This is a genomic window from Aeromonas sp. sia0103, from assembly GCF_963895295.1.
In the GTDB taxonomy this organism is placed as follows: Bacteria; Pseudomonadota; Gammaproteobacteria; order Enterobacterales; family Aeromonadaceae; genus Aeromonas; species Aeromonas encheleia.
In genome coordinates this window covers 26,297-47,372 of the sequence record NZ_CAWQKG010000060.1, presented here as the reverse complement: position 1 = coordinate 47,372, position 21,076 = coordinate 26,297, and the positions used below count along the sequence as shown (strand labels likewise).

At 62.2% G+C, this 21,076-nt stretch carries 15 protein-coding genes; 5 read left to right on the top strand and 10 right to left on the bottom strand.

Annotated features, from left to right (window positions below; translation table 11 throughout):
• Positions 1–79: 79 nt before the first annotated feature.
• Together AACW18_RS17845 and AACW18_RS17840 are read right to left on the bottom strand one after the other, a co-directional pair.
• A complete protein-coding gene (locus AACW18_RS17845) occupies positions 80–3,895 on the bottom strand; it encodes a beta strand repeat-containing protein (protein ID WP_218389429.1) in 3,816 nt (1,271 codons plus the stop codon).
• Positions 3,896–4,471: 576 nt separating this feature from the next.
• The gene (locus tag AACW18_RS17840) at positions 4,472–4,924 is read right to left on the bottom strand and encodes a YaiI/YqxD family protein (protein WP_218389428.1); all 453 of its coding nucleotides are present in this window, start codon (positions 4,922–4,924) and stop codon (positions 4,472–4,474) included.
• Positions 4,925–5,029: 105 nt separating this feature from the next.
• On the opposite strand from AACW18_RS17840, the gene zntB reads away from it, so the two are divergent.
• Positions 5,030–6,022, top strand: a complete 993-nt coding sequence (gene zntB / locus AACW18_RS17835; protein WP_218389427.1) for a zinc transporter ZntB — start codon at positions 5,030–5,032, stop codon at positions 6,020–6,022.
• A 9-nt stretch (positions 6,023–6,031) separates the two neighbouring features.
• Positions 6,032–6,550 (top strand): mechanosensitive ion channel domain-containing protein, encoded by a 519-nt coding sequence (locus AACW18_RS17830; protein WP_042651986.1) that lies wholly within the window; start codon positions 6,032–6,034, stop codon positions 6,548–6,550.
• Between the two features lie 43 nt (positions 6,551–6,593).
• Here the strand turns inward: AACW18_RS17830 and AACW18_RS17825 are convergent, their stop codons facing one another.
• The 8 genes from AACW18_RS17825 to AACW18_RS17790 all read right to left on the bottom strand — a co-directional run bounded on the left by AACW18_RS17825 (position 6,594) and on the right by AACW18_RS17790 (position 17,167).
• Positions 6,594–6,842 carry a hypothetical protein gene (locus tag AACW18_RS17825; RefSeq protein WP_042651987.1) on the bottom strand — a complete coding sequence of 83 codons (249 nt, stop codon included), beginning with the start codon at positions 6,840–6,842 and terminating at the stop codon, positions 6,594–6,596.
• 123 nt (positions 6,843–6,965) lie between these two features.
• Positions 6,966–8,753: a cation:proton antiporter gene (locus tag AACW18_RS17820; protein ID WP_218389426.1), complete on the bottom strand. Its 1,788-nt coding sequence runs from the start codon at positions 8,751–8,753 to the stop codon at positions 6,966–6,968.
• Between the two features lie 127 nt (positions 8,754–8,880).
• On the bottom strand, positions 8,881–9,402 hold the full coding sequence (locus AACW18_RS17815) for an MltR family transcriptional regulator (RefSeq protein WP_218291081.1): 522 nt from the start codon (positions 9,400–9,402) through the stop codon (positions 8,881–8,883).
• 102 nt (positions 9,403–9,504) lie between these two features.
• Entirely contained in the window at positions 9,505–10,647 is a 1,143-nt protein-coding gene (locus AACW18_RS17810) for a mannitol-1-phosphate 5-dehydrogenase (RefSeq protein ID WP_218389425.1), read from the bottom strand.
• A gap of 34 nt (positions 10,648–10,681) precedes the next feature.
• Positions 10,682–12,610: a PTS mannitol transporter subunit IICBA gene (locus tag AACW18_RS17805; protein ID WP_218389424.1), complete on the bottom strand. Its 1,929-nt coding sequence runs from the start codon at positions 12,608–12,610 to the stop codon at positions 10,682–10,684.
• A 636-nt stretch (positions 12,611–13,246) separates the two neighbouring features.
• The gene (locus AACW18_RS17800; RefSeq protein ID WP_218328661.1) at positions 13,247–15,286 is read right to left on the bottom strand and encodes an exoribonuclease II; all 2,040 of its coding nucleotides are present in this window, start codon (positions 15,284–15,286) and stop codon (positions 13,247–13,249) included.
• An 86-nt stretch (positions 15,287–15,372) separates the two neighbouring features.
• Complete coding sequence (locus AACW18_RS17795) at positions 15,373–16,272, bottom strand: LysR family transcriptional regulator ArgP (protein ID WP_218389423.1); 900 nt, start codon at positions 16,270–16,272, stop codon at positions 15,373–15,375.
• A 268-nt stretch (positions 16,273–16,540) separates the two neighbouring features.
• Entirely contained in the window at positions 16,541–17,167 is a 627-nt protein-coding gene (locus AACW18_RS17790) for an acyl-homoserine-lactone synthase (protein WP_218389422.1), read from the bottom strand.
• Between the two features lie 63 nt (positions 17,168–17,230).
• On the opposite strand from AACW18_RS17790, the gene AACW18_RS17785 reads away from it, so the two are divergent.
• The 3 genes from AACW18_RS17785 to AACW18_RS17775 all read left to right on the top strand — a co-directional run bounded on the left by AACW18_RS17785 (position 17,231) and on the right by AACW18_RS17775 (position 21,028).
• On the top strand, positions 17,231–18,013 hold the full coding sequence (locus tag AACW18_RS17785; RefSeq protein ID WP_042651995.1) for a LuxR family transcriptional regulator: 783 nt from the start codon (positions 17,231–17,233) through the stop codon (positions 18,011–18,013).
• Positions 18,014–18,300: 287 nt separating this feature from the next.
• Positions 18,301–18,921, top strand: coding sequence for an L-lysine exporter (gene lysE / locus AACW18_RS17780; RefSeq protein WP_218389421.1), 621 nt, complete (start codon positions 18,301–18,303; stop codon positions 18,919–18,921).
• Positions 18,922–19,048: 127 nt separating this feature from the next.
• Positions 19,049–21,028 carry a bifunctional 2',3'-cyclic-nucleotide 2'-phosphodiesterase/3'-nucleotidase gene (locus tag AACW18_RS17775; RefSeq protein WP_218389519.1) on the top strand — a complete coding sequence of 660 codons (1,980 nt, stop codon included), beginning with the start codon at positions 19,049–19,051 and terminating at the stop codon, positions 21,026–21,028.
• The last annotated feature ends 48 nt before the right edge of the window (positions 21,029–21,076 follow it).

Below are 21,076 nucleotides of genomic sequence, written 5' to 3'. Positions count from 1 at the left end.
GGCATTTGCCTCTGCATGAATGCAGGTCGATATGCGTAAAAAAGGGTCCCGAGGGACCCTTTTTTGTTGTGGTTGATGGTTAAGGTATCAGGCCAGGGAAAGTCAATATGTTGCTGGATACCCCATTGAGCTCGGCTTGGAAGTTGGTACTGCCGAGAGGAATAACCAACACATAGGTATTGCCCAGCCCCAAGGCCAACAGACCGCCATTCATGCGCCAAGTCGCACTGCTGGTCACGTTCTGTGTGCTGCCGTCCGAGTAGTGGCCTATCGCAGTGAAGGTGATAGTCCTTACCGTGTTCAGCAAGTTAATACTGCTGGTGGAGCTGATTACCAAGCTGCTCAGCACCGCATTGCTGACGGTGACCGGCAGGGAGGCTGTGACACCCTGTACGTTGACACTGACGCTCGCACTGCCGACGGTGACCCCAGTCGCCAGGCCCGTCGATGTGACGCTGAATACGCCGGGGTTGCTGCTCAGCCAATTGGCCTGAGCGGAGACATCCTGAGTGGTTGTGTCGCTCAGCGTCGCCGTGACCTTGAGCTGTGTCGATGTGCCCGCCGCCAGCGGGCTAATGGGAGCGATAGCCACGCTGACGACCACCGCATTGGACACCGTCACTCCCAACGTGGCGCTCTCTCCATTCAGAGTCCCTGTGATGGTGGCAGTTCCCGGTTGCAGCGCAGTGACCAGGCCGGAATTGAGGCCAACACTCGCAATGGCTGGGGCACTGCTGGTCCAGCTGACATTGGCGGTGACATCTACGGTGCTGCCATCGCTGTAGCTACCCTGGGCGGTCAGTTGACCCGTCAGCCCTGCAGCCAACGTTAAGGGCGGTACCGTGATGTTGAGTCCACCCGGATTGAGGGCGGCACTGGTCACGGTGATCAACAGGGTCGCATTTTGCCCGTTCAGAGTACCGGTAATCACAGCAACACCCGGCGTAACCGCTGTGACCAGGCCGGTCGAGCTGACGGTCGCAACAGCGGGGGTGCCGCTGCTCCAGCTGACACTGTTGGTGACGTTGATGTTGCTGCCGTCACTGTAGCTGCCATTGGCGGCAAGCTGACCGGTCAGACCGGCGGCCAGGGTCAATGGGGGCACAGTGATGCTGAGTCCAAATGGGTTAAGGATGGCGTTGGTGACAGTCACCTGCAGGGTCGCAGTTTGCCCGCCAAGAGTTCCTGTAATGGTGGCCGTTCCCGGTACGACAGCAGTGACCAGGCCGGTGTTGAGGCCAACGGTCGCAACGGCAGGGGCGCTGCTGGTCCAACTGACATTGGCGGTGACATCCAGGTTGCTGCCATCGCTGTAGCTACCATTGGCGACGAGCTGGCCGGTCAGGCCGGCAGCCAGGGTCAAAGGTGGCACTGTGATGGTGAGCCCACCGGGATTGATGGCTGCGTTGGTGACAGTCACCAGCAGGGTTGCAGTTTCTCCATTCAGGGTGCCCGTGATGGTGGTGATTCCCGGCGCGACAGCAGTGACCAGACCGGTGTGGAGGCCAACGGACGCAACGGCAGGGTTGCTGCTGGCCCAGCTGACGGAGGTGGTCACATTCACGTTGCTGCCATCGCTATAACTACCATTGGCAACCAGTTGACCTGTCAGGCCTGCGGCCAGGGTCAGAGGCGGTGTGGCTATGGTCAACCCACCTGCAATGAGCACCGCATTGCTGACAGTGACTAACAGGGTCGCACTCTGGCCGCCCAGGGTACCAGTGATGGTGGCGGTGCCGGGGGCGACGCCAGTGACCAGACCGGATGCATCGACGGTGGCGACAGCCGGATCACTGCTGACCCAGGTGACGGAGGCGGTCACATCCACACTGCTGCCATCACTGTAGTTGCCGTTGGCGGCAAGCTGACCGGTCTGACCGGCTGCCAGCGTCATGGGCGGCACCGTGATGGTGAGCCCACCTGCATTGATAGTGGCGTTGGTGACGGTGACGGAGAGCGTTGCACTCTGGCCATCCAGGATGCCGGTGATGGTGGCGGTGCCGGGGGCGACAGCGGTGACCAGGCCGGTCAGGCTAACGGTTGCGATGGCTGGATCACTGGTGTCCCATTGGACATTGGCGGTGACATCCGCGCTCGTGCCATCGCTGTAGGTTCCGCTGGCGGCAAGCTGACCCGTCAGGCCAACGGCCAGCGTCAGTGGCGGCACCGTGATGGTGAGTCCACCGACATTGAGGGTGGCGTTGGTGACGGTGACAGAGAGCGTTGCGCTCTGGCCGTCCAGGGTGCCGGTGATGGTGGCGGTGCCGGGGGCGACGCCAGTGACCAGACCGGATGCATCGACGGTGGCGACAGCGGGGTCACTGCTGGTCCAGCTGACGGAGGTGGTCACATTCACACTGCTGCCATCGCTGTAGCTGCCGTTGGCGGCAAGCTGACCGGTCAGGCCGGCTGACAGCGTCATGGGCGGTACCGTGATGGTGAGCCCACCGGCATTGAGGGTGGCACCGGTCACCTCCAGCGTAGAAGCGTTGCTGGTCACGTTCTGGAACTTGGCCGAAATGATGGTATTCCCTTCATTGAAGGCGGTCGCCTCACCATTCAGGTCGATGGTGGCTACGTTGATGTCCGAACTATCCCAGTCGACCTGACTGGTGAGATCCTGCGATGAGTTGTCGCTGAAGGTCGCTATTGCCTGGAATTGTTGCTTGGTCCCTTTGGGCAGTGATTTGGCTGCGGGGGTAATCTGGATGGAGGTGGTAATGGCGTTGGTGACAGTCAGTGTTGCACTGCGACTGATGGCTCCCAGCGTGGCGGAGAGTGTTACCTGGCCAATGCCTTTGCTCGTGACCAGTCCCACACTATTGATATCTGCCAATGTGGTGTCACTGCTGCTCCACTGCACCTGTTCCGAAACATCTTGAGTGGAGCCGTCCTGGAAGGTAGCGATGGCCTGCAACTGGGTCTTGGTGCCCAAAGCAATGGAGCTTGCTGCAGGAATGACTTGCAGAGTGCTGGCGCTGGTGTTGTTGACCGTGACGCTGGTAGTGGCAGTTACACCGAGCAGGCTTGCGGAGAGGGTGACAGTGCCTGCAGCGACACCGGTGACCTGACCCGTACCATCAATGGTTGCGACGGCGGGGTTACTGCTCAACCAGCCTACCTGAGAGGAGACATCCTGAACGCTTTGGTCAGCAAGAGTAGCGAGGGCCGTCAGCTTCGTCTTGGTGCCGATAGCCAGGGTGACCGTGGCTGGAGTGATCTGGATCTGGCTGATCGCCAGATTCACTGCAGAGACGCTAGTCTGACCGGTGACACCTTGCAGGGTGGCGCTGACGGTAGCATCGCCGATATCGCGAGCAGTAATCTTACCTTGTGTATCGACTTCCAGCACGGCCGGGTTGCTGCTCTGCCAGTTGGCTTGGGTCGACACATCTTTGGTGCTGTCATCGGATAGGGTGGCGATGGCTTGCAATTGCAGCGACAACCCCTTGGCCACCTTGGTGGTGGGGGGAATGACGCTGATCTTGGTAGCAATGGCATCAGTGATGGTCAGCGTGGACGCATTGCTGGTGACCCCCTGATAGCTGGCCGTTATCTCGGTCTTGCTGATTTTGAGTGGTTTGGCTAGGCCTTTCTCATCGATGGTGGCAATGCTGGTGTCGGCACTGCTCCAGGTGGCCAGAGCCGTGATGTCTTCCGTGGTGTTATCGCTATAGGTTGCAATAGCCGAATATTGGGTGCTGATGCCAAGCGGGGTGCTGGGATTGGCTTCGGCCCTGGCCTTGGTGCCTGCGGTGTCGGCAGAGATATCGATCTTGGTCAGCGTCTTGGCGCCTGGATCGGGGGAGTCACTTCCTCCTCCCCCTCCTCCACCACAACTGAATAAGAAGAGGGTAAGAAACAGTGAGAGAAATACATTCATTGGTTTGCTCATGGATATTCCCCTTTGATCTCTGTGCTTAATCTGAGACGAGATTCCCCTTTGTTTTTAGGGGCGACGAATCTTGCAGAGATGGTGTTCTCTGTTCTCGCTAAGCACTAAAGTGCAGTAACTTGTTGAAATTATGACGTTAAGTCCCTTATTTTATTCGGCAGGAATATATTTGAATTATTTCCATTGTGTTGTTGTGGACATATTGTGGGTTTGCGAAAAATACTACTAACAAAATTATTAATTTTTAGTTTGTTAATATGTCTAGGTTAAGTGGCTCGGTATTTCAACCACCATTGATATAATTAAAATTATGAGGGCTAGGTCGAATTGATATAAAAAGTTATATCGAGCATCGGTCTCATCTGTGACGATGGGAGTAAGGAGAGGGAACCGAGTGAGGCGTATCTTGTGCCAGCTGTGAGGAAGGGGGCATTACTGTGTGAGCCTGAGCGGCCCACAGCGGTGAGCCTGGAAGGCAAGTCGAGATGCTACGGCTTGCCGGAAGCGATGTCGGCCAGGCGATTCACTCATCGCCCGCAATCTCACGGGGATTGAACGTTGTCTCTCTTTATCTAGTTATGCCAGCTTGCCTCTGAGCAACCATTTATCCAGCGCATTGGCGAAGCGTTGCTTGTCGGCCGCGTTGAAGGGGGCCGGGCCGCCGGTCTGGACCCCGGCCGAGCGCAGCTCCTCCATGAAGTTACGCATGCCGAGCCGCGCCTGTATGGTCTCGCGGGTGTAGATCTCGCCCCGGGGATTGAGCGCCTCGCCGCCGGCATCGATCACCCAGGAGGCCAGCGGGATATCGCCGGTAATGACTAGATCGCCGGGCATGACTTGCTGGGCGATCACGTGATCCGCCACATCGAACCCCTTCTCCACCTGCTGGGTCTTGATGAAGGGAGAGGGCGGCACCCGCAGCCCCTGATTGGCCACCAGGGTGGTGACAACCTGGGCACGGTGGGCGGCGCGGTAGAGGATCTCCTTGACCGGGAGGGGGCAGGCATCGGCATCAACCCAGATGGGCATGGCATGGTTTCCTGTGTCTGAAGCGAGGGCCGCATCTTAGCACGGCTGACGCAGGGCGGCTGCCCCGGGGCTGAGTCGGCCCCGGCTTTCGTGTAAGCTGGGTCGATGAACATGAACGAGAAGGACATGCAGATGGATCGGGTGCCCAGTGACGTGATTTATGGCCTGACTCTGGATGGCAAGGGGGGCATGCAACCGCTGGAGCCAGGCAGCGAGATCCCGGGGCCGCAACCCAGCTGGCTGCACCTGGATTACGGCAATCCGGAGTCGGCCCGCTGGTTGCTGCACACACCTCTGTTCAATGACGCCGTGCGTGAATCCCTGCTCGGCCATAGCAACCGCCCCAAGCTGGTGCGGATGGGAGAGGCGGTGCTGTTGATCCTGCGTGGCATCAACCACAACCAGGAGCACCGCCCCGAGGAGATGGTGGCGCTGCGCATCTACATCACGCCGGACCTCATCATCAGCAGTCGCCGCCGTCCTCTGTTGTCGGAAAAGGACGTCTTCGAGCAGTTGAAACTGGGAGGGGGCGCGGACTCTCCTGCCGACTGGCTGGTGGAGATCTGTGATGCCCTGACCGAGCGGGCGGGGGAGTTCGTCGAGGAGCTGCACGATCAGATCCTGGAACTGGAGGAGAGGGTGCTGACCCGCGACTTGCCCGCCAATGGCCGGTTGGCGCTGATCCGCAAGCAGCTCATCATGATCCGCCGCTATCTCTCCCCCCAGCGGGATCTGGTGGCGCGCCTCGCCAACGAGAAGATCAGCTGGCTTGACGAGGATGACCGCCGCCGTCTGCTCGACATCGCCGATCGCTTGCGGCGCTGGCTGGACGATCTGGATGCCGGGGTGGCCCGCACCGCGGTGTTGGCGGACGAGATCAACAACCTGATGGCGGAGGCGACCAATAGACGCGCCTACCAGATGTCGGTGATGGCGTTGCTGTTCCTGCCTGCGACCTTCCTGACCGGCCTGTTTGGCATCAACCTGGGGGGCATTCCGGGGGCGGAGAGTCCGCTTGCCTTCTGGGTCTTCAGCGGCTCCCTGCTGACATTGGCGACTGGGCTGGCAGTCTGGCTCAAGCATCGACGCTGGTGGTAAGGAGCACAGATGACGACATGGGAATCTTTTGGTGTGACCCTGCTGCTGTTGCTGGGCCACACCCTCATCCGCGGTCTCATTCACAAGAGTCTGATGGCGCTGGCTCAGAGCCGGCAGGTGAGCGAGAACCGGGTGCTCTACGTGGAGCATGTGTTCCACTTCCTGCTCGGCTGCGCCACCCTGCTGATCCTGGCGGGGGTGTGGGGGCTCGACTTCTCCCGGCTGGTGGTACTCGCCTCCTCCTTCTTTGCCGTGCTCGGCGTCGCCATGGTGGCGCAGTGGTCGATCCTCTCCAACATCACCGCCAGCATCACCATCTTCTTCGCCTTCCCCTACAAGATTGGCGACCGGATCCGCATCCTCGACAAGGATGATTCCGTCACCGGTGTCATCACCGAGATCGGCCTGTTCTACCTGCGGGTGCGCGATGACAATGGCGATCTGGTGACCTACCCGGCCAACCTGATCCTGCAAAAGCCGGTCAGGCGGCTGGAGAGCAAGGAAGCCGAGCCGCTGCAACCTGAATAACAAAAGGCTTCTTGCGGAGCCTTTTTTCTGTCGTGATAACCTTTCAGCGCTCGTAGAAGCGGTAGAGATGCTCGACCTGGATTGGGCAGTCGGCCACCCGATGGATGTGTTCGCGAGCATCCTCCTCCGAGGCGAATCTCACCGGGCAACCCAGGGTGTCCGTCATCTCGTACAGGCGACCATCCTGGCCACGAAACTCCACGAGCCAGCCCGGAAAGGCGATGTCGTGCAGGATCTCCGCCTCCTTGAAGCGGCGTTGCTGATTCAGTGTGCGCAATTCGCTGACCGTCATGACATCCTCCTATGACTCATGGCACCACCCTCAAGTCTAGTCGCCGCCAGCCAGGGCGGCATGCCACCCGGAGGGCTGAGTGCCGAGCCTGTCGTCGCTCAGACGGAGGCGGAGGGGATCGCATCAGGGCGTCGGCGGCTCCCTGGGTAGCTGCAGGGCGATCAGCAGCTCGCCTGCCTGCGGCTGGATAGGGCCGGTGACGACATGGGGTTTCGCCTTGGCATCCAGCACGAACAAGGGGATGGCACCCGGATTCGCCTCCTGGTACTGGGCCCAGTCAAAGGCGTCGCTCAGCCGGGTCGCCTTGATCTGGCCGCCCCGGCTCAGCAGGCCGCTCAGGCGGGCGAAGTTCATCTCGGGCCCGAACAGGTTCTGGCGGGCGCGGAAGGTGGCGCTCTCCCGGTTCGCCTTGCCATGCTGCTCGCTGGAGCGCAGGGAATGGACCCTCTCCTCCCCATAGAGGTGGGCGAAGTGCAGCACGCCGAGGGCGTTGTTGTGCCGGTTGGGGGAGAGCGCCAGCACAGTGCTGATGCTGGTGAGGGGCAGATGGCGCTCGGCGTGTTCCGACTGCGGGTTGCCGAAGTAACAGGGCAGGTTGCTCATGCGCGCCAGCTTGCAGTGCTCCCAGGCCGGGTCGGACAGATAGACGGGAACGCCCTGCTCCGACAGTGCCTTGCCTATGGCGCGTGCCACCGAGTTGGCGCCGATCAGCAGCCAGGTATTGGGACTGGGCTGGCGCATGCCGAGCAGGCGGGCCAGCGGGACCGAGGTCAGGCTCTGCAGCACCACGGTGGAGATGATGACGGCAAACACCAGGGGCACCAGCTTGTCGGCATCCGGGATGCCCGCCTGGTGCAGGCTGATGGCAAAGGAGGCACTCACCGCCGCCGCGACTATGCCCCGTGGCGCTATCCAGCTGAGCAGGGCGCGGGCCCGCCAGGGGAGATCCGAGCCCAGGGTCGAGACCAGGATGCAGAGCGGGCGCGCCACGAATTGCACCACCCCTAGCAGCACCAGCACCATGGGGCCGAGCTGCCAGAGCTGGGCCAGATCGAGGCGCGCCGCCAGCAGGATGAACAGGGAGGAGATGAGAATGACGGCGAGATCCTCCTTGAACTCCAGCACCTCCTCCAGATCCAGCCCCTCCTGATTGGCGAGCCAGATGCCGAATACGGTCACCGCCAACAGGCCGGACTCGTGGCTGAGCCAGTCCGACAGGGTGAAGCTGACCAGCACCAGCGCCAGTACCCCGAACTTGTGCAGACTGACCGGCAGCCAGTCCTTGCGGATCAGCAGGGTGGTGAGCCAGCCCGCCGCGACGCCGATCAGGGTGCCGACCCCCACCGTCTTGGCCAGCGCCAGCAGGGTATGGTCGATCAGATCCCCCTGGCTGCCGAGCCGCACCGCCTCGAACACCAGCACCGCAAACAGGGCGCCGATGGGATCGATGACGATCCCCTCCCAGCGCAGGATCTTGTCCACCTCCCGCACCGGCCGGATCACGTTGAGCATGGGGGCGACCACGGTCGGCCCGGTTACCACCAGCACGGCGCCGAGCACCATGGCGACGCGCCAGTCCAGCCCCAGCAACCAATAGCTGGCGGCGCCGATGATCGCGAAGCTGGTCAGCATGCCGATGGAGCAGAGGTTGCGCACCACCTTGCCGATCCCCTTGAGCTCGGCCAGATGCAGGGTCAGTGCCCCTTCGAACAAGATGATGGCCACCGACAGGGACACCAGCGGGAACAACAACTCCCCCAGCAACTGATCCGGATCGAGCAGACCCGTCATCGGGCCGAGCAGCAGGCCGCTCAGCAGCAGAAACAGGATGGCGGGCACCCGCAGGAACCAGGCCAGCCATTGCGCCAACAGGGAGATCAGGGCGATCCCCGCCAGGGAGAGTGCGATCATGCCAACCTCGGGCAGGTGAGGGGGTTGGGAGTAGTGTAGTGGGGAAGGAGGGCAAATTGACACCCGCTCGCGGCGGAGGGGCGGCACCTCCCTGCTTTACCGGAGGGGCCTTGCCGGGGGGGCTCGCCTAGATGGGGCTCTCTTTGTGAAGCTCGGCGACGCAGTCGGCCACCGCCAGCACCAGCGCCGAGCGCACCACCTGATCGAGCCGGTTGAGCTGCATCTGGTAGAAGGGCCAGTCCTCCTCGTTGGCGGGCGGATCCTGCGGCATCATGCCGCCCTGGTTGAGGCAGTGCAGGCGAGCCAGCAGATCGCGGATCGGCTTGTCGCTGAAGCGGTAATCCTTGGGGTCGCGCACCAGAAAATCGCGGATCTTCAGGTAGGCTTCCAGATCCTGATAACGCTCGAGGGAGATGAGGCCGAGGGCGAAGATGAGCTTGAGGCGCACCTCCAGCTGGCCGAGGGGGCCGCTCTGGTTGAGCAGGGGTTCGATGGCGTATTTGACGGCATACTCCTCCTGGCGAAAGGCTCGCCGCATCAGGGAGTCGACCGCCTCTTCCAGGATGGTCACGACCTCGAGGAAGAAGCCACGGGGGCCATCCTGCTCGTTCAGTCGTTCCAGTACTTCATCTTCCTGGTGTGTGGTCATAGGTGTTTTGGGTCCGGCTGACAGGGAGAGAGCCAGGCTCTCCCCCGGTTTTTAACTAAGGGGCACACCGGCCTTGCGGGTCGATATGCCACCTGCAGGTCATTACAGAGTCTGGTAGCGGGCGACGATGGTGGCAACGATGTCGCTGTCTGCCGCGAGGCCGGTCACCCGGGCCAGCGTGGCGGCCGGGCCCAGTTCGGCCAGCAGGGCCTGCAGCTCCACCGCCTGGGGATCGTCGGCATTGTGGTAGTGCAGCGCCGCCGCTATGCCTTCCTGCAGATGCTCGCTGGGCAGGCCGTACTCCAGGGTGCCGAGCAGGGGTTTCACCAACCTGTCCCCGGCCGCCAGCTTGCGCAGCGGCTGACGACCTACCCGGTCGATCTCGTCCACCAGATAGGGGTTGGCGAAACGGGCGAGGATCTTCTCGATGTAGGCGGCATGCAGCCGTGGATCGAAGCCGTAACGCTTCACCAGCACGGCACCGCTCTCCTCCATGGCCCGGCGCACCTTGCTGCGGATCAGCGGATCCTCGATCGCCTCGCGCACCGTGCGATAGCCGCGCAGCTTGCCGAGGTAGGCGGTGACAATGTGGCCGGTGTTGAGGGTGAACAGCTTGCGCTCGACGAAGGCCATCAGGTTGTCGGTGGTCTCCATGCCCGCCACCTGGGGCAGCTCCCCCTTGAACTGGGTCTGGTCGACGATCCACTCGCTGAAGCTCTCCACCGTCACCTCCAGCGGATCGTCGTTGGCCGCGGTGGGCGGCACTATGCGATCCACTGCCGAGTCGACGAAGCCGACGCAGGATTCGAGTGTGACATGATACGCGACCGGCAGGTACTTGAGTACCTCCTGCTTGAGGTGGCTGGTGCCGCGCACCATGTTCTCGCAGGCGATGACGTTGAGGGGGGTCAGGTTGCCGGCATCGAAGCGGGCCTGCAGCCCCTTGGCCAGGGTGCTGGCGATCTTGTCCAGGATATTGGGGCCGACCGCCGTGGTGACCAGATCGGCGGTGATGATACGGGCGATCACCTCGTGGCCGGCGGAGCTGACCGCCGCCACGTTGCGCACCACGTCCAGCTTCTGATCCGTCCCCACCACGTGCACCTTGTACTCCTGGCGGTGGTTGAGCTGATCGATCAGGGTCTCGTTGACGTCGGCGAAGGTGACCTGGTGGCTGGCATCCGCCAGCAATTTACCGATAAAGCCACGTCCGATATTACCGGCACCAAAATGCAATGTTTTCATGATATTAACCTCTATAACCAAAGATGATGAAGAGTTACGCGGCCTGTTCGGCACCCAGCAGATCCAGGAACTCCTGGGGATCCGTGGTGCTGGCCAACCGGTCGATGAGACCGGGTTCATCCAGTGCATTGGTCAGTCGGGTTATTACCTGCATGTGTTCGTCGTTGCGGGCGGCGATGCCGATCACCAGCCGCGCTACCTCGTCGGCGGCTTCGCCAAAGGCGACCCCGGCCGGGTATTGGCAGATGACGATGCCGGTCCGCTTCACGTGTTGCTTGGCGGCTATGGTGCCGTGGGGCACGGCGATGGACTCGCCGAGGTAGGTGGAGACCAGCTGCTCGCGCTCCAGCATGGCGTTGACGTAGTCGGGCGCCACGTAGCCCCGCTCGGCCAGCAGCGCGCCGGCGGCCAGGATGGCGGCCTCCTTGTTGTCGGCCTTGAGCCCCAGATGCACGTCCTGCAGGCTGAGGCTGAACACCTCGGCGGCCTGCGGCTCGTAGCTGTCATCGTTGGCCGCGACCAGCAGCTGCGGGTTGGCCAGATCGTCGTTGGCGGCGCCGGCCAGGCTGAGGTTCTGCACCAGCTCCTGATAGAGGGCGTTGTCGAGGAAGTTGGTCAGGGAGATGTGGTGGGCGTGCGGCGCATGGCGACGGGCCCGCTCGGTCAAGTCTCTGTGGGTGATGACCCAGTCCACCTGATCGTCGAGCTGATCGATGGCGCGGTTGGTCACACTGATGTCGAGCCCGGCGGCCTGCATCCGTTTGCGCAGCATGCCGGCCCCCATGGCGCTGGAGCCCATGCCCGCATCGCAGGCGACCACTATGTTGCGCACCGCCATCAGTTCGCCGCTCGGCTTCTTGGCCGCCGCGGTTTCGGGTTTGGCACCCTTCATGGCCTTCATCTTGCGGGTGGCTTCACCCAGGGCGTCGGCTTCGTCCGCTTCCGGCTGCTGGGCACGGACGAACACGGCGGCGACCAGGAAGGAGACCAGGGTAGAGCTGATGATGGAGAGCATGACCCCGATCAGGGAGGCCTTGGGCGTCATCAGCAGCACGGCGAAGATGGAGCCCGGTGAGGCGGGGGAGACCAGACCCGCGTTGAACAGGGTCAGGGTGAAGACCCCGGTCATGCCACCGGCGATCACCGCCAGGATGAGGCGCGGGTTCATCAGCACGTAGGGGAAGTAGATCTCGTGGATGCCACCGAAGAAGTGAATGATGGAGGCACCGGCGGCGGATTGCTTGGCGGCGCCACGGCCGAACACCATGTAGGCCAGCAGCACGCCCATGCCCGGGCCCGGGTTCGCTTCGATCAGGAAGAAGATGGACTGGCCATGCTCGGTCGCCTGCTGGATCCCCAGCGGCGAGAAGATGCCGTGGTTGATGGCGTTGTTGAGGAACAGGATCTTGGCCGGCTCGACGAAGATCGAGGTGAGCGGCAGCAGGTTGTTGTCCACCAGGAAGCCGACACCACCGGCCAGCACACCGGACAGCACCTTGACGAAGGGGCCGATCACGAAGAAGGCGAGGATGGCCAGCAACATGCCGATGAGGCCGGCGGAGAAGTTATTGACCAGCATCTCGAAGCCGCTCTTGACGCGCCCTTCCATCACCTTGTCGAAGCGCTTGATGGCCCAGCCACCGAGCGGACCGACCATCATGGCACCCATGAACATGGGGATGTCGGTCCCCACTATGACCCCCATGGTGGTGATGGCACCGACCACGCCGCCCCGTTCACCACCCATCAGCTTGCCGCCGGTATAGCCAATCAGCAGCGGCAGCAGGTAGGTGATCATGGGGCCGACCAGCTTGGCCAAGGTTTCGCTTGGCAGCCAGCCGGTGGGGATGAAGAGTGCGGTAATGAAGCCCCAGGCGATGAAGGCGCCTATGTTGGGCATGACCATATTGGACAGGAAGCGTCCAAAATTCTGTATCTTGACTTTGGTATCCGGTGATAACATGTCGGGACCCCGTTTTAAGCCTGTTTGATTAAGAGTGGTAGTCGGGATGACGGGTTTTGCCGAACCCCCATCCCAGTCGTCTAAGCAACTTCAATCTACCAGCTCGCGATCGAATTAGGCTGAAAACGGGGCATCTTGTGATCTGCCTCTCAATTACCTCGACCTCCCCCCTCCCTTCCCAGTGATCAAGATCACAGTCATGGGCTGTATTCTGGTTACATCTCGATCATCGCCGTCGAATTGGCCTTGTTTGTGTGATTTCTGTCACTCTTTGCTGTTTGCGCAAACAGGGTGTCAATGTGATTCTAGTCACAAGTTGGTAATTTGTACTCAAACGAGGCAATGTGTTTATAGAGGGTCCCGGGGGAGATGACGATGGATCGACCCTGGTTTGCCGTTGTTGACTAATGAATGATTAGGTTTTGTAACCCACTTTCAGTTTTCAACCCCCACATCACGGCCATGACAATCTCTATGCCTGCCTGCCTGCCTGCCTGCCTGCCTGCCGTCCGCCACGCCCAGATCCCGCTCGCCAAGCGGGTGCTATTCACCGATAGGGTGCCGTCGGTGTCGTGAGCCGGGCGTAAAAAAGCCCGCCGAGTGGCGGGCTTTTTGAATCGAGCGGGTGGCTGCGACTTACTCCGCCTTGGGAGCAGCTTCAGCCTCAGCCGGTGTCTCAGCCGGTGCCTCGGTACCCTCGGCGATCGGGGCTTCCGGTGCCGGGCCCGGCACCAGCGCGACCGCCGGCTTGGCGATGAGGGAGCGGGTCTCTTCCACCGCCTCGCTCAGCCTGACCTCGATGATCTGGCCCAGCTCATAGACCACCTCGGTCTTGTCCAGATAGACGCGGCCGTTGTCCCAGTTGCACTCCAGCCTGTCCTTGTTGTCCAGGATGTGGCGGGCGGGCATGAACACCACGGCACCGTTCTCCTGCAGGCGCAGCTTGAGGCCGGCGCGCATCACGTCGATGATCTCGGCGTTGAACAGCTGATCGGTGCCGGCGGCAGCCTGGAGGTAACGGACATAGAGCCAGTCGCCGATGTCGCGCTCGACCCTGCGGTGCAGGCGGCGGCATTCCGTCAGGTGCTCGGTCAGTTCCTGGCTCGGGCGCTCACCCGGGGTCTTGCCGGCGATGACGGCCTTGAGCAGGCGATGGTTGACCATGTCGCCGTACTTGCGGATCGGGGAGGTCCAGGTGGCGTAGGCATCCAGCCCCAGGCCGTAGTGGGCACCCGGCTCGGCGGACATCAGCGCATAGCTCTGGAAACGGCGGATCTTGCCGTCCAGCCAGCGGGTGTCCAGGCTGTCGATCCAGCGGCGCAGGGCGCAGAAACCGGTCAGGCTGGCGATCTCTTCCTTCTCGAACGGGGCCTCGGCGCTCTTGAGCAGCTCGATGGCACCGTCGAGGGACTCCTCGTCGAAGCCGGTGTGGACGTTGAAGATGCCGTAGCCGACGCTCTTGCCCAGCACCCGACCGGCGCAGATGTTGGCGGCGATCATCGACTCCTCGATCATCCGGTTGGCGATGCGGCGCGGTTCCACGTGAATGGCCAGCACGGCGCCGTTCTCACCCAGCTCGAAGTCGTAGTCGGGACGATCCGGGAACACCAGGGCGTGCTCGGTGCGCCACTTGATGCGTGCCTCTGTCATGGCCTTCATCAGCGGCAGCTGGGCCATGACGCCTGCGTCGATGTCCAGTGCCTTGCCGTGCTCGGCCCAGTCGGAGACCTCGTCATAGTTGAGACGGGCGTGGGAGATGATGCGGGCGGCGAAGAACTCGGTCTCCTCCAGCAGCAGGCCATCTTCGGCGATCAGCAGGCGGGCGCACAGGGTGTTGCGCTCCTCGCCCTCTTTCAGGGAGCAGAGCTCGTCGGAGAGGGTGCGCGGGATCATCGGCACGTTGCGGCCCGGCATGTAGACGGTGAAGGCGCGCTTGGCGGCTTCCTGGTCCAGCTCGCTGCCTTCGGCCACATAGGCGGTCGGATCGGCGATGGCGACCAGCAGCTCCCAGCCGTTGTCCAGCTTGCGAATGGACAGGGCGTCATCCATGTCCTTGGTCTTGGCACCGTCGATGGTGAAGAAGGGGATGGCGGTCAGGTCGGTGCGCGGCAGCTCTTCCTCTTCGATCACCTTCCACTCGGGCAGGTCCGCCGGCTCGATCTGGGCCAGGTTGTGGCGTGCCAGCACCACCCACCAGGGCACGTTGTGATCGTCCTTGTCGGCGATGAGCTGGGTGATCTCGGCGGAGAAGTTGCCATCCACCAGGGCGTGACGCTTGAGGGTCGCCACCACCCAGTCCCCTTCCTTGAAGGACTTCTCATCCAGCCCCTTCTTGGCGCGGGCCTTGATGGCGTCCTTGATGAGGGGATGGTCAGGCACCACGTTGAGGCGGTCGCGGAACATCTTGACGCGACCGACGAAGCGGGTCACCGCCTGCTCCAGCAGGGCATCCGGCTCGGCCACTTCCTTCTCTTTCTCGGTACGGATCAGGGCGCTCACCCGGTCACCGTGCATCACCTTCTTCATGTAGGGAGGCGGCACGAAATAGCTGGTCTTCTCATCGACCTCCAGGAAGCCGAAGCCCCGATCGGAGGCGCGGATCACACCCTCTTTCTTGGGGATGTTTTCGCGGATTTGTTGCTTGAGCTGGGCCAGCAGCGGATTGTCTTGGAACATAAGTGAGGAACCTGAGTGGAGACCTGATGAAGAATCGCCCAGCACTATACGTTTTTACCCCCCCAAAGCCAAGGTGAATGGCCCCGTCAGCGGGGCAGCAGTGCCCGGCGACCCTGTTCGATCAGGCGCAGGGAGATCTGTTTGTGCAGCCCCCGCTCCAGCACCCAGCGGTGCCAGTAGAGGCGCTCGATGAGGTGATGCCCCGGGCTGAGATCGAGCAGGCTCCCCGCCGCCAGCTGCTGGCGGATCTGCAACTCGGGGATGAGGCAATAGGCGAGCCCCTGCTCGGCCATGGCGACGAAGGCCTCCGACGAGCGCACCGTGTGGCAGGGATAGCCGCCGGGCTCAAGCCCGAAGTGGCGGGCCATGAAGCTCACGTGCATGTCGTCGCGCTGATCGAAGGCCACCGCCGGTGCCTTGGCCAGCGCAGCCGGGGTGAGCCCCTTGGGAAAGTGGCGAGCGACGAAGGCGGGGCTGGCGGTCAGCAGGTAGCGCATCTCGCCGAGCTCGTTGACGCAGCAACCGGCGAGGGGCTGGGGCTGCAGGCTGACGGCGCCGAAGGCCTGCCCCTCGCGCACCTTGTCGAGGGTGCGGCTCTCGTCATCCACCAGCAGGTTCAGCTCTATGGGATGCTGCTCCAGCAGCGGGGCCAGGGCGGGCAGCAGCCAGGTGGCCAGGCTGTCGGCATTGACGGCTATGCTGACCCGGATCGGCGCCTGTGGCGCGGCGGGGGAGAGCTCCCCGGCCAGCTCGAGTTCAAGCTGGCGTACCTGCCGGTAGTGGGCCAGCAGCTTCTGGCCGAGTGCGGTGGCCTGCAGCGGCTGGCTGCGAATGATCAGCGGCTCGGCAAACTGCTGCTCCAGCTGCTTGATGCGCTGGGAGATGGCGGACTGGGTGATGTGCAGGCGCTGGGCGGCCCGCTCGAAGTTCTGCTCCTGCATCACGGCATCCAGTGCCAACAGCAGCTTGTAATCCAGGGCTTTCATCAGCCTTCCTTATCCCGCTGAGAATCAGGAAAACAGGCTACTGAAGGGGGGCGCCGGCGACAAGAGGAACCGTCACCGCACTCTTTCTTTCGATCGGATCGGCGGGCGCGGCCACTGTGATAAGTGACAGTAGAGACAAAGTGAGATTCATAAGATACTCACCCTGTCCGTTTTTGCATGGGGTGGAAACGGGCCATAGCGAGAGTTTTAGTCCCGGGTGTCAGCCCGGGACTTTTTTATGGCGCTCAGGCCGCCGGGTGGACAGTGCTCAGGTGGTGCCGACCAGCTCCTCAGACGGTTGGTACCGGCCCCGCAGCGGGCGATTGACGGCCAGGGCGAAGCGCTCGTCCAGCTGGAAGCGGATGCCCACCCCGCGCACGGCGCCCAGCTCCACCGCCTGGCGGTGGCCGAGCCGCTCTATGGGCAGGCCGAGGCGACGGATGATGCGCTCGACCGGCAGGCTGACCACGGCCACCAGTTCCCGGATCCCCTGTGCCCTGGCGAAGGCATAGACCTCGCGGAAGATGACGCAGGTCAGCTCGCTCACCCCATTGTCCAGTTGCGGCGCCCGACTGGCATCGATGGCGAGCCGGGTCAGCTCCCAGACATCGGCGCAGCGCGGGGCCAGCTCGCCGGCGAGGGCCGCGGGGAAGATGCTGGGCAGCATGTAGTCCTGGGCACAGCTGAGCAGCCGAATGCAGCCGCACAGACCCTGCTCGTCTTCAATCAGTACCCAGTGCGTATCCGGCTTGTCGAAGCTGTCCCGCTCCAGCCCCCGGTGGGATTCCACATCCCAGCCGAGCCGATCGGAGAAGACGCGCTTGCGAAAGCGATAAAGTTCGTTTTCGACCTCCCATCTGGGGTGTTGTTTCAATTTTCCTTTGAAAACAAGCATTCATGTCTCTCCATTTCATGGTTAGGCGCTATAATCCAAGGCCTTGGCCAGGGGGGCTAGCCTATGACACACGACCAACTGCTTGAGTATCTCGAACATTTCACGGTGGTGACGGATGGCAACCGGCTGGCGGAACTGATCGGCCGCTTCACGCTGGGAATGGGCTACGACTACTATCGGTTTGCGCTCATCCTGCCCATGTCGATGCAGAGGCCCAAGGTGGTGCTGTTCAACCAGTGCCCCGACTCCTGGGTACAGGCCTACACGGTCAACAACATGCTGGCCTGCGACCCCATCATCCAGCTCGCCCGCAGGCAGACCCTGCCCATCTACTGGAACCGGTTGGACGAGAAGGCGCGCTTTCTGCAGGAAGGCAGCATGGACGTGATGGGGCTGGCGGCGGAGTTCGGGCTGCGCAACGGCATCTCCTTCCCGTTGCACGGGGCGGCAGGGGAGAATGGCATACTGTCGTTCATCACCGCCGAGCGGGCCTCGAGCGATCTGCTGCTGGAGTCCTCGCCCATCCTCTCCTGGATGTCCAACTACATCTTCGAGGCCGCGATCCGGATCGTGCGCAAGGGCCTGCGGGAAGGCGATCCGCAGGAGGCCCTGACCGACCGGGAGACCGAATGCCTGTTCTGGGCCAGCGAAGGGAAGACGTCGAACGAGATCGCCTGCATCCTGGGGATCACCGAACGCACGGTGAACTACCACCTCAATCAGGTGACCCGCAAGACCGGCTCCATGAACCGTTATCAGGCCATCGCCAAAGGGGTGAGCAGCGGCATCCTGATCCCCAATCTGGAGCAGGTCGTGGTCACCAATTACCCCAAGATCCTGCAGTGAGATAAGCGCCTCCCGCCCCACCCCCCGTGCTAGGGCCGGGCGGGCGACATAGCTGGTCAGTCACCCGTGATCCTCGTCACCTGCCCCAGCCGATGCGTCGACCCTGTTGATTCTCGGTGCGGGGCGGCGGGCTCACAATTGTCAGATCCTGCAATTGACAGCCCGCTGAGAAGGGCGTTGGCGCCCGAGTTATTAGTGAATTGAATGTATCAGCAGATTAATGAATTTCTCTGATTTCCCCGCTCCCCTTATAGTGCCGTCCAGTTACCCATACGGACGCTTCATCCATGCTCGCAACCACACTGCAAGGCTTCACCCTCGGCCTCGCCATGATCATCCCAATCGGTGCCCAGAATGCCTTCGTGCTGAGCAGGGGCATCCACCGCAACCACCATCTGTTGACGGCCACGCTCTGCTGCTTCTGCGATCTCATCCTGATCGGCATAGGGGTGTTTGGCGGCGCCAACCTGCTGGCGAGCAGCCCCATCGGCCTGGCGCTGCTGACCTGGGGCGGCGTGCTGTTCCTCGGCTGGTTCGGCGTGCGCTCCCTGCGCAGCGCCTGGCGCGGGCAGGGGGCTACATTGGCGGATTCACCCCAGTTGATGGGGGTCAAGAGCGTGCTGGCCATGACGCTGGGCGTCACCCTGCTCAACCCCCATGTCTACCTGGATACCCTGATGCTGCTCGGCTCCTTCGGCAGCCAGTTCGCCGAGGAGCTGCGACCGGCCTTCGCCGCCGGCGCCATGCTGGCATCCCTGGTCTGGTTCTACGGTCTGGCATTCGGGGCGGCGGCCCTTTCCCCCTGGCTTGCCCGGGGCAGGGTGCAGCAAGCCATTGATCTTGTTGTTGGTATTATCATGCTGGGGTTGGCGGTTCAGCTGGCCAGCGGGGCCTTGCTGGCCTCATAAGGCTATTTTTGTGTCGGGCTTCATAAAAATTAATCTCGGTTCCATGCGCTGACATATTCGTCTGTTAAATTCCCGTCGCTGGTAAAGCGTTACTCATAATAAAAGGGAAAAGACAGTGAATAAAACCATGAAGCTGGGTGCCATTGCAGCCATAGTGCTGTTGACCGCCTGCAGCAATGAAAATGATAGCAAGGCGCAGCCGGGAGCCGTCTCTCTGCGCCTGATCCAGACCTCCGATATCCATTCCAACGTGCTGGGGTTCGACTACTACCAGAACAAGGAAGACCGCAAGTTTGGCCTCTCCCGCACCGCCCTGTTGATCCGCGCGGCCCGCGCCGAAAACCCCAACAACCTGCTGCTCGACAACGGTGATCTGATCCAGGGCACGCCGCTGGCGGATTACATCTTCGAGCAGTCCGGTGCCGGTTACCTCGACAAGCAGGCCCACCCGGTGTTCAAGGCCATGAACGAGCTCGGTTATGACGCCGGCAACCTGGGCAACCACGAGTTCAACTACGGGCTGGAGTACCTCGGCAAGGTGCTGGCGGGCGCCAAGTTCCCCTATGTGAACGCTAACGTGTTCGAGACGGGCGCCTTCAAGCGCGATGCGAAGGGACAGATCGACTGGAGTGGCAACAAGTTCACCCCCTATCTGCTGCTGGAGCGCCAGGTGACGGATGACAAGGGCCAGTCACAGACCGTCAGGGTCGGCATCCTGGGGCTGACGCCGCCGCAGGTGCTGCAGTGGGACAAGCGCCACCTGGAAGGCAAGGTGGTGGTGGCCGACATGGTCGAGACCGCCAACCACTATGTGCCGGAACTGCGCGCCAAGGGGGCCGACATAGTGGTGGTGGTCGCCCACACCGGCATCAACGCCAACAGCTATGAGGCCATGATGGAGAACTCCGCCTGGCATCTGGCCAAGGTGAAGGGTGTGGATGCCCTGATGCTGGGCCATGCCCACAAGAACTTCCCCGGCGACTTCCCGGATCTGCCGGAGGTGGACAACCAGGCCGGTACCCTGAGCGGCATCCCGACCGTGATGCCCGGCTACTGGGGCAACCACCTCGGCATCATCGATCTCAAACTGGAGCAGGTGGACGGCAAGTGGCGGGTGAAACAGAGCCAGGCCAGCCTGCGCAAGATCGACTCCAGCGAGAACAGCGCCGTGGATCAGCGGGTGGTGGACCTGGTGCAGGCCGATCACGATGCCACCAATCAGTGGCTGGACGAGCCGCTCGGCAAGATCACCTCCTCCATCCACAGCTTCTTCGCGCTGGTGCAGGACGATCCCTCGGTGCAACTGGTGAGCGACGCCCAGCGCAAGCACGCCGAGCAGCTGCAAAAGGATGGCCTGCTCAAGCAGCCCTATCCGATCCTGTCGGTGGCGGCCCCCTTCCGCGGCGGTCGCAACGGCATCAATGACTTCACCTATGTGGCCAAGGGGGACATCTCCCTGCGCAACGTCTCCGATCTCTACATCTACCCGAACACCCTGCAGGTGGTCGAGGTGAACGGGGCCACCGTCAAGGAGTGGCTGGAGATGAGTGCCGGCCAGTTCAACCAGATCGATGCCGGCAAGACCGAGGTGCAGTGGCTGGTGAACGAGAAGTTCCCCACCTACAACTTCGATGTGATCGACGGGGTGAACTACGAGGTGGATATCACCCAGCCGGCCCGCTACAGCAAGGAAGGCGCCAAGGTGAGCGAGGGTCAGCGCATCAGCGGCCTGACCTTCAACGGTCAGCCGATAGATCCGGCCCAGAAGTTCTACGTGGTGACCAACAACTACCGCGCCAGCGGTGGCGGCCACTTCCCGGGCATCGACGGCACCAATATAGTGCACGAAGATCCCTTCGAGACGCGGGAGATCATCGCCCAGTACCTGAAGACCCAGTCCGCCGACAATCCGGCAGGCTTCAGCCCGGCAGCCAACAACAACTGGCACATGAAGGCGCTGCCCGCCGGTGTCGACGTGCGGCTCTACTCCTCGCCGAGCGAGGAGGCCAAGCAGCTGGCCGGCGCGGATCTTGAGTACAAGTCCACCCTGCCAACGAGCGATGAGAAGCACCCTGGCTACGCCATCTATCGTCTGATCCGCCAATAACCCAGGCGCTGTCGCAGACCCGTAAAAAAGCCCTCGCATGCGAGGGCT

Excerpts from the sequence above, each read along its gene's own strand:
- zntB (WP_218389427.1), top strand. The coding sequence starts at position 5,030 with ATGAACATGAACGAGAAGGACATGCAGATGGATCGGGTGCCCAGTGAC.
- AACW18_RS17845 (WP_218389429.1), bottom strand. The coding sequence starts at position 3,895 with ATGAGCAAACCAATGAATGTATTTCTCTCACTGTTTCTTACCCTCTTC.
- AACW18_RS17775 (WP_218389519.1), top strand. The coding sequence starts at position 19,049 with ATGAAGCTGGGTGCCATTGCAGCCATAGTGCTGTTGACCGCCTGCAGC.
- AACW18_RS17805 (WP_218389424.1), bottom strand. The coding sequence starts at position 12,610 with ATGTTATCACCGGATACCAAAGTCAAGATACAGAATTTTGGACGCTTC.
- AACW18_RS17810 (WP_218389425.1), bottom strand. The coding sequence starts at position 10,647 with ATGAAAACATTGCATTTTGGTGCCGGTAATATCGGACGTGGCTTTATC.
- lysE (WP_218389421.1), top strand. The coding sequence starts at position 18,301 with ATGCTCGCAACCACACTGCAAGGCTTCACCCTCGGCCTCGCCATGATC.
- AACW18_RS17830 (WP_042651986.1), top strand. The coding sequence starts at position 6,032 with ATGACGACATGGGAATCTTTTGGTGTGACCCTGCTGCTGTTGCTGGGC.
- AACW18_RS17800 (WP_218328661.1), bottom strand. The coding sequence starts at position 15,286 with ATGTTCCAAGACAATCCGCTGCTGGCCCAGCTCAAGCAACAAATCCGC.
- AACW18_RS17825 (WP_042651987.1), bottom strand. The coding sequence starts at position 6,842 with ATGACGGTCAGCGAATTGCGCACACTGAATCAGCAACGCCGCTTCAAG.
- AACW18_RS17820 (WP_218389426.1), bottom strand. The coding sequence starts at position 8,753 with ATGATCGCACTCTCCCTGGCGGGGATCGCCCTGATCTCCCTGTTGGCG.
- AACW18_RS17815 (WP_218291081.1), bottom strand. The coding sequence starts at position 9,402 with ATGACCACACACCAGGAAGATGAAGTACTGGAACGACTGAACGAGCAG.
- AACW18_RS17795 (WP_218389423.1), bottom strand. The coding sequence starts at position 16,272 with ATGAAAGCCCTGGATTACAAGCTGCTGTTGGCACTGGATGCCGTGATG.
- AACW18_RS17790 (WP_218389422.1), bottom strand. The coding sequence starts at position 17,167 with ATGCTTGTTTTCAAAGGAAAATTGAAACAACACCCCAGATGGGAGGTC.
- AACW18_RS17840 (WP_218389428.1), bottom strand. The coding sequence starts at position 4,924 with ATGCCCATCTGGGTTGATGCCGATGCCTGCCCCCTCCCGGTCAAGGAG.
- AACW18_RS17785 (WP_042651995.1), top strand. The coding sequence starts at position 17,231 with ATGACACACGACCAACTGCTTGAGTATCTCGAACATTTCACGGTGGTG.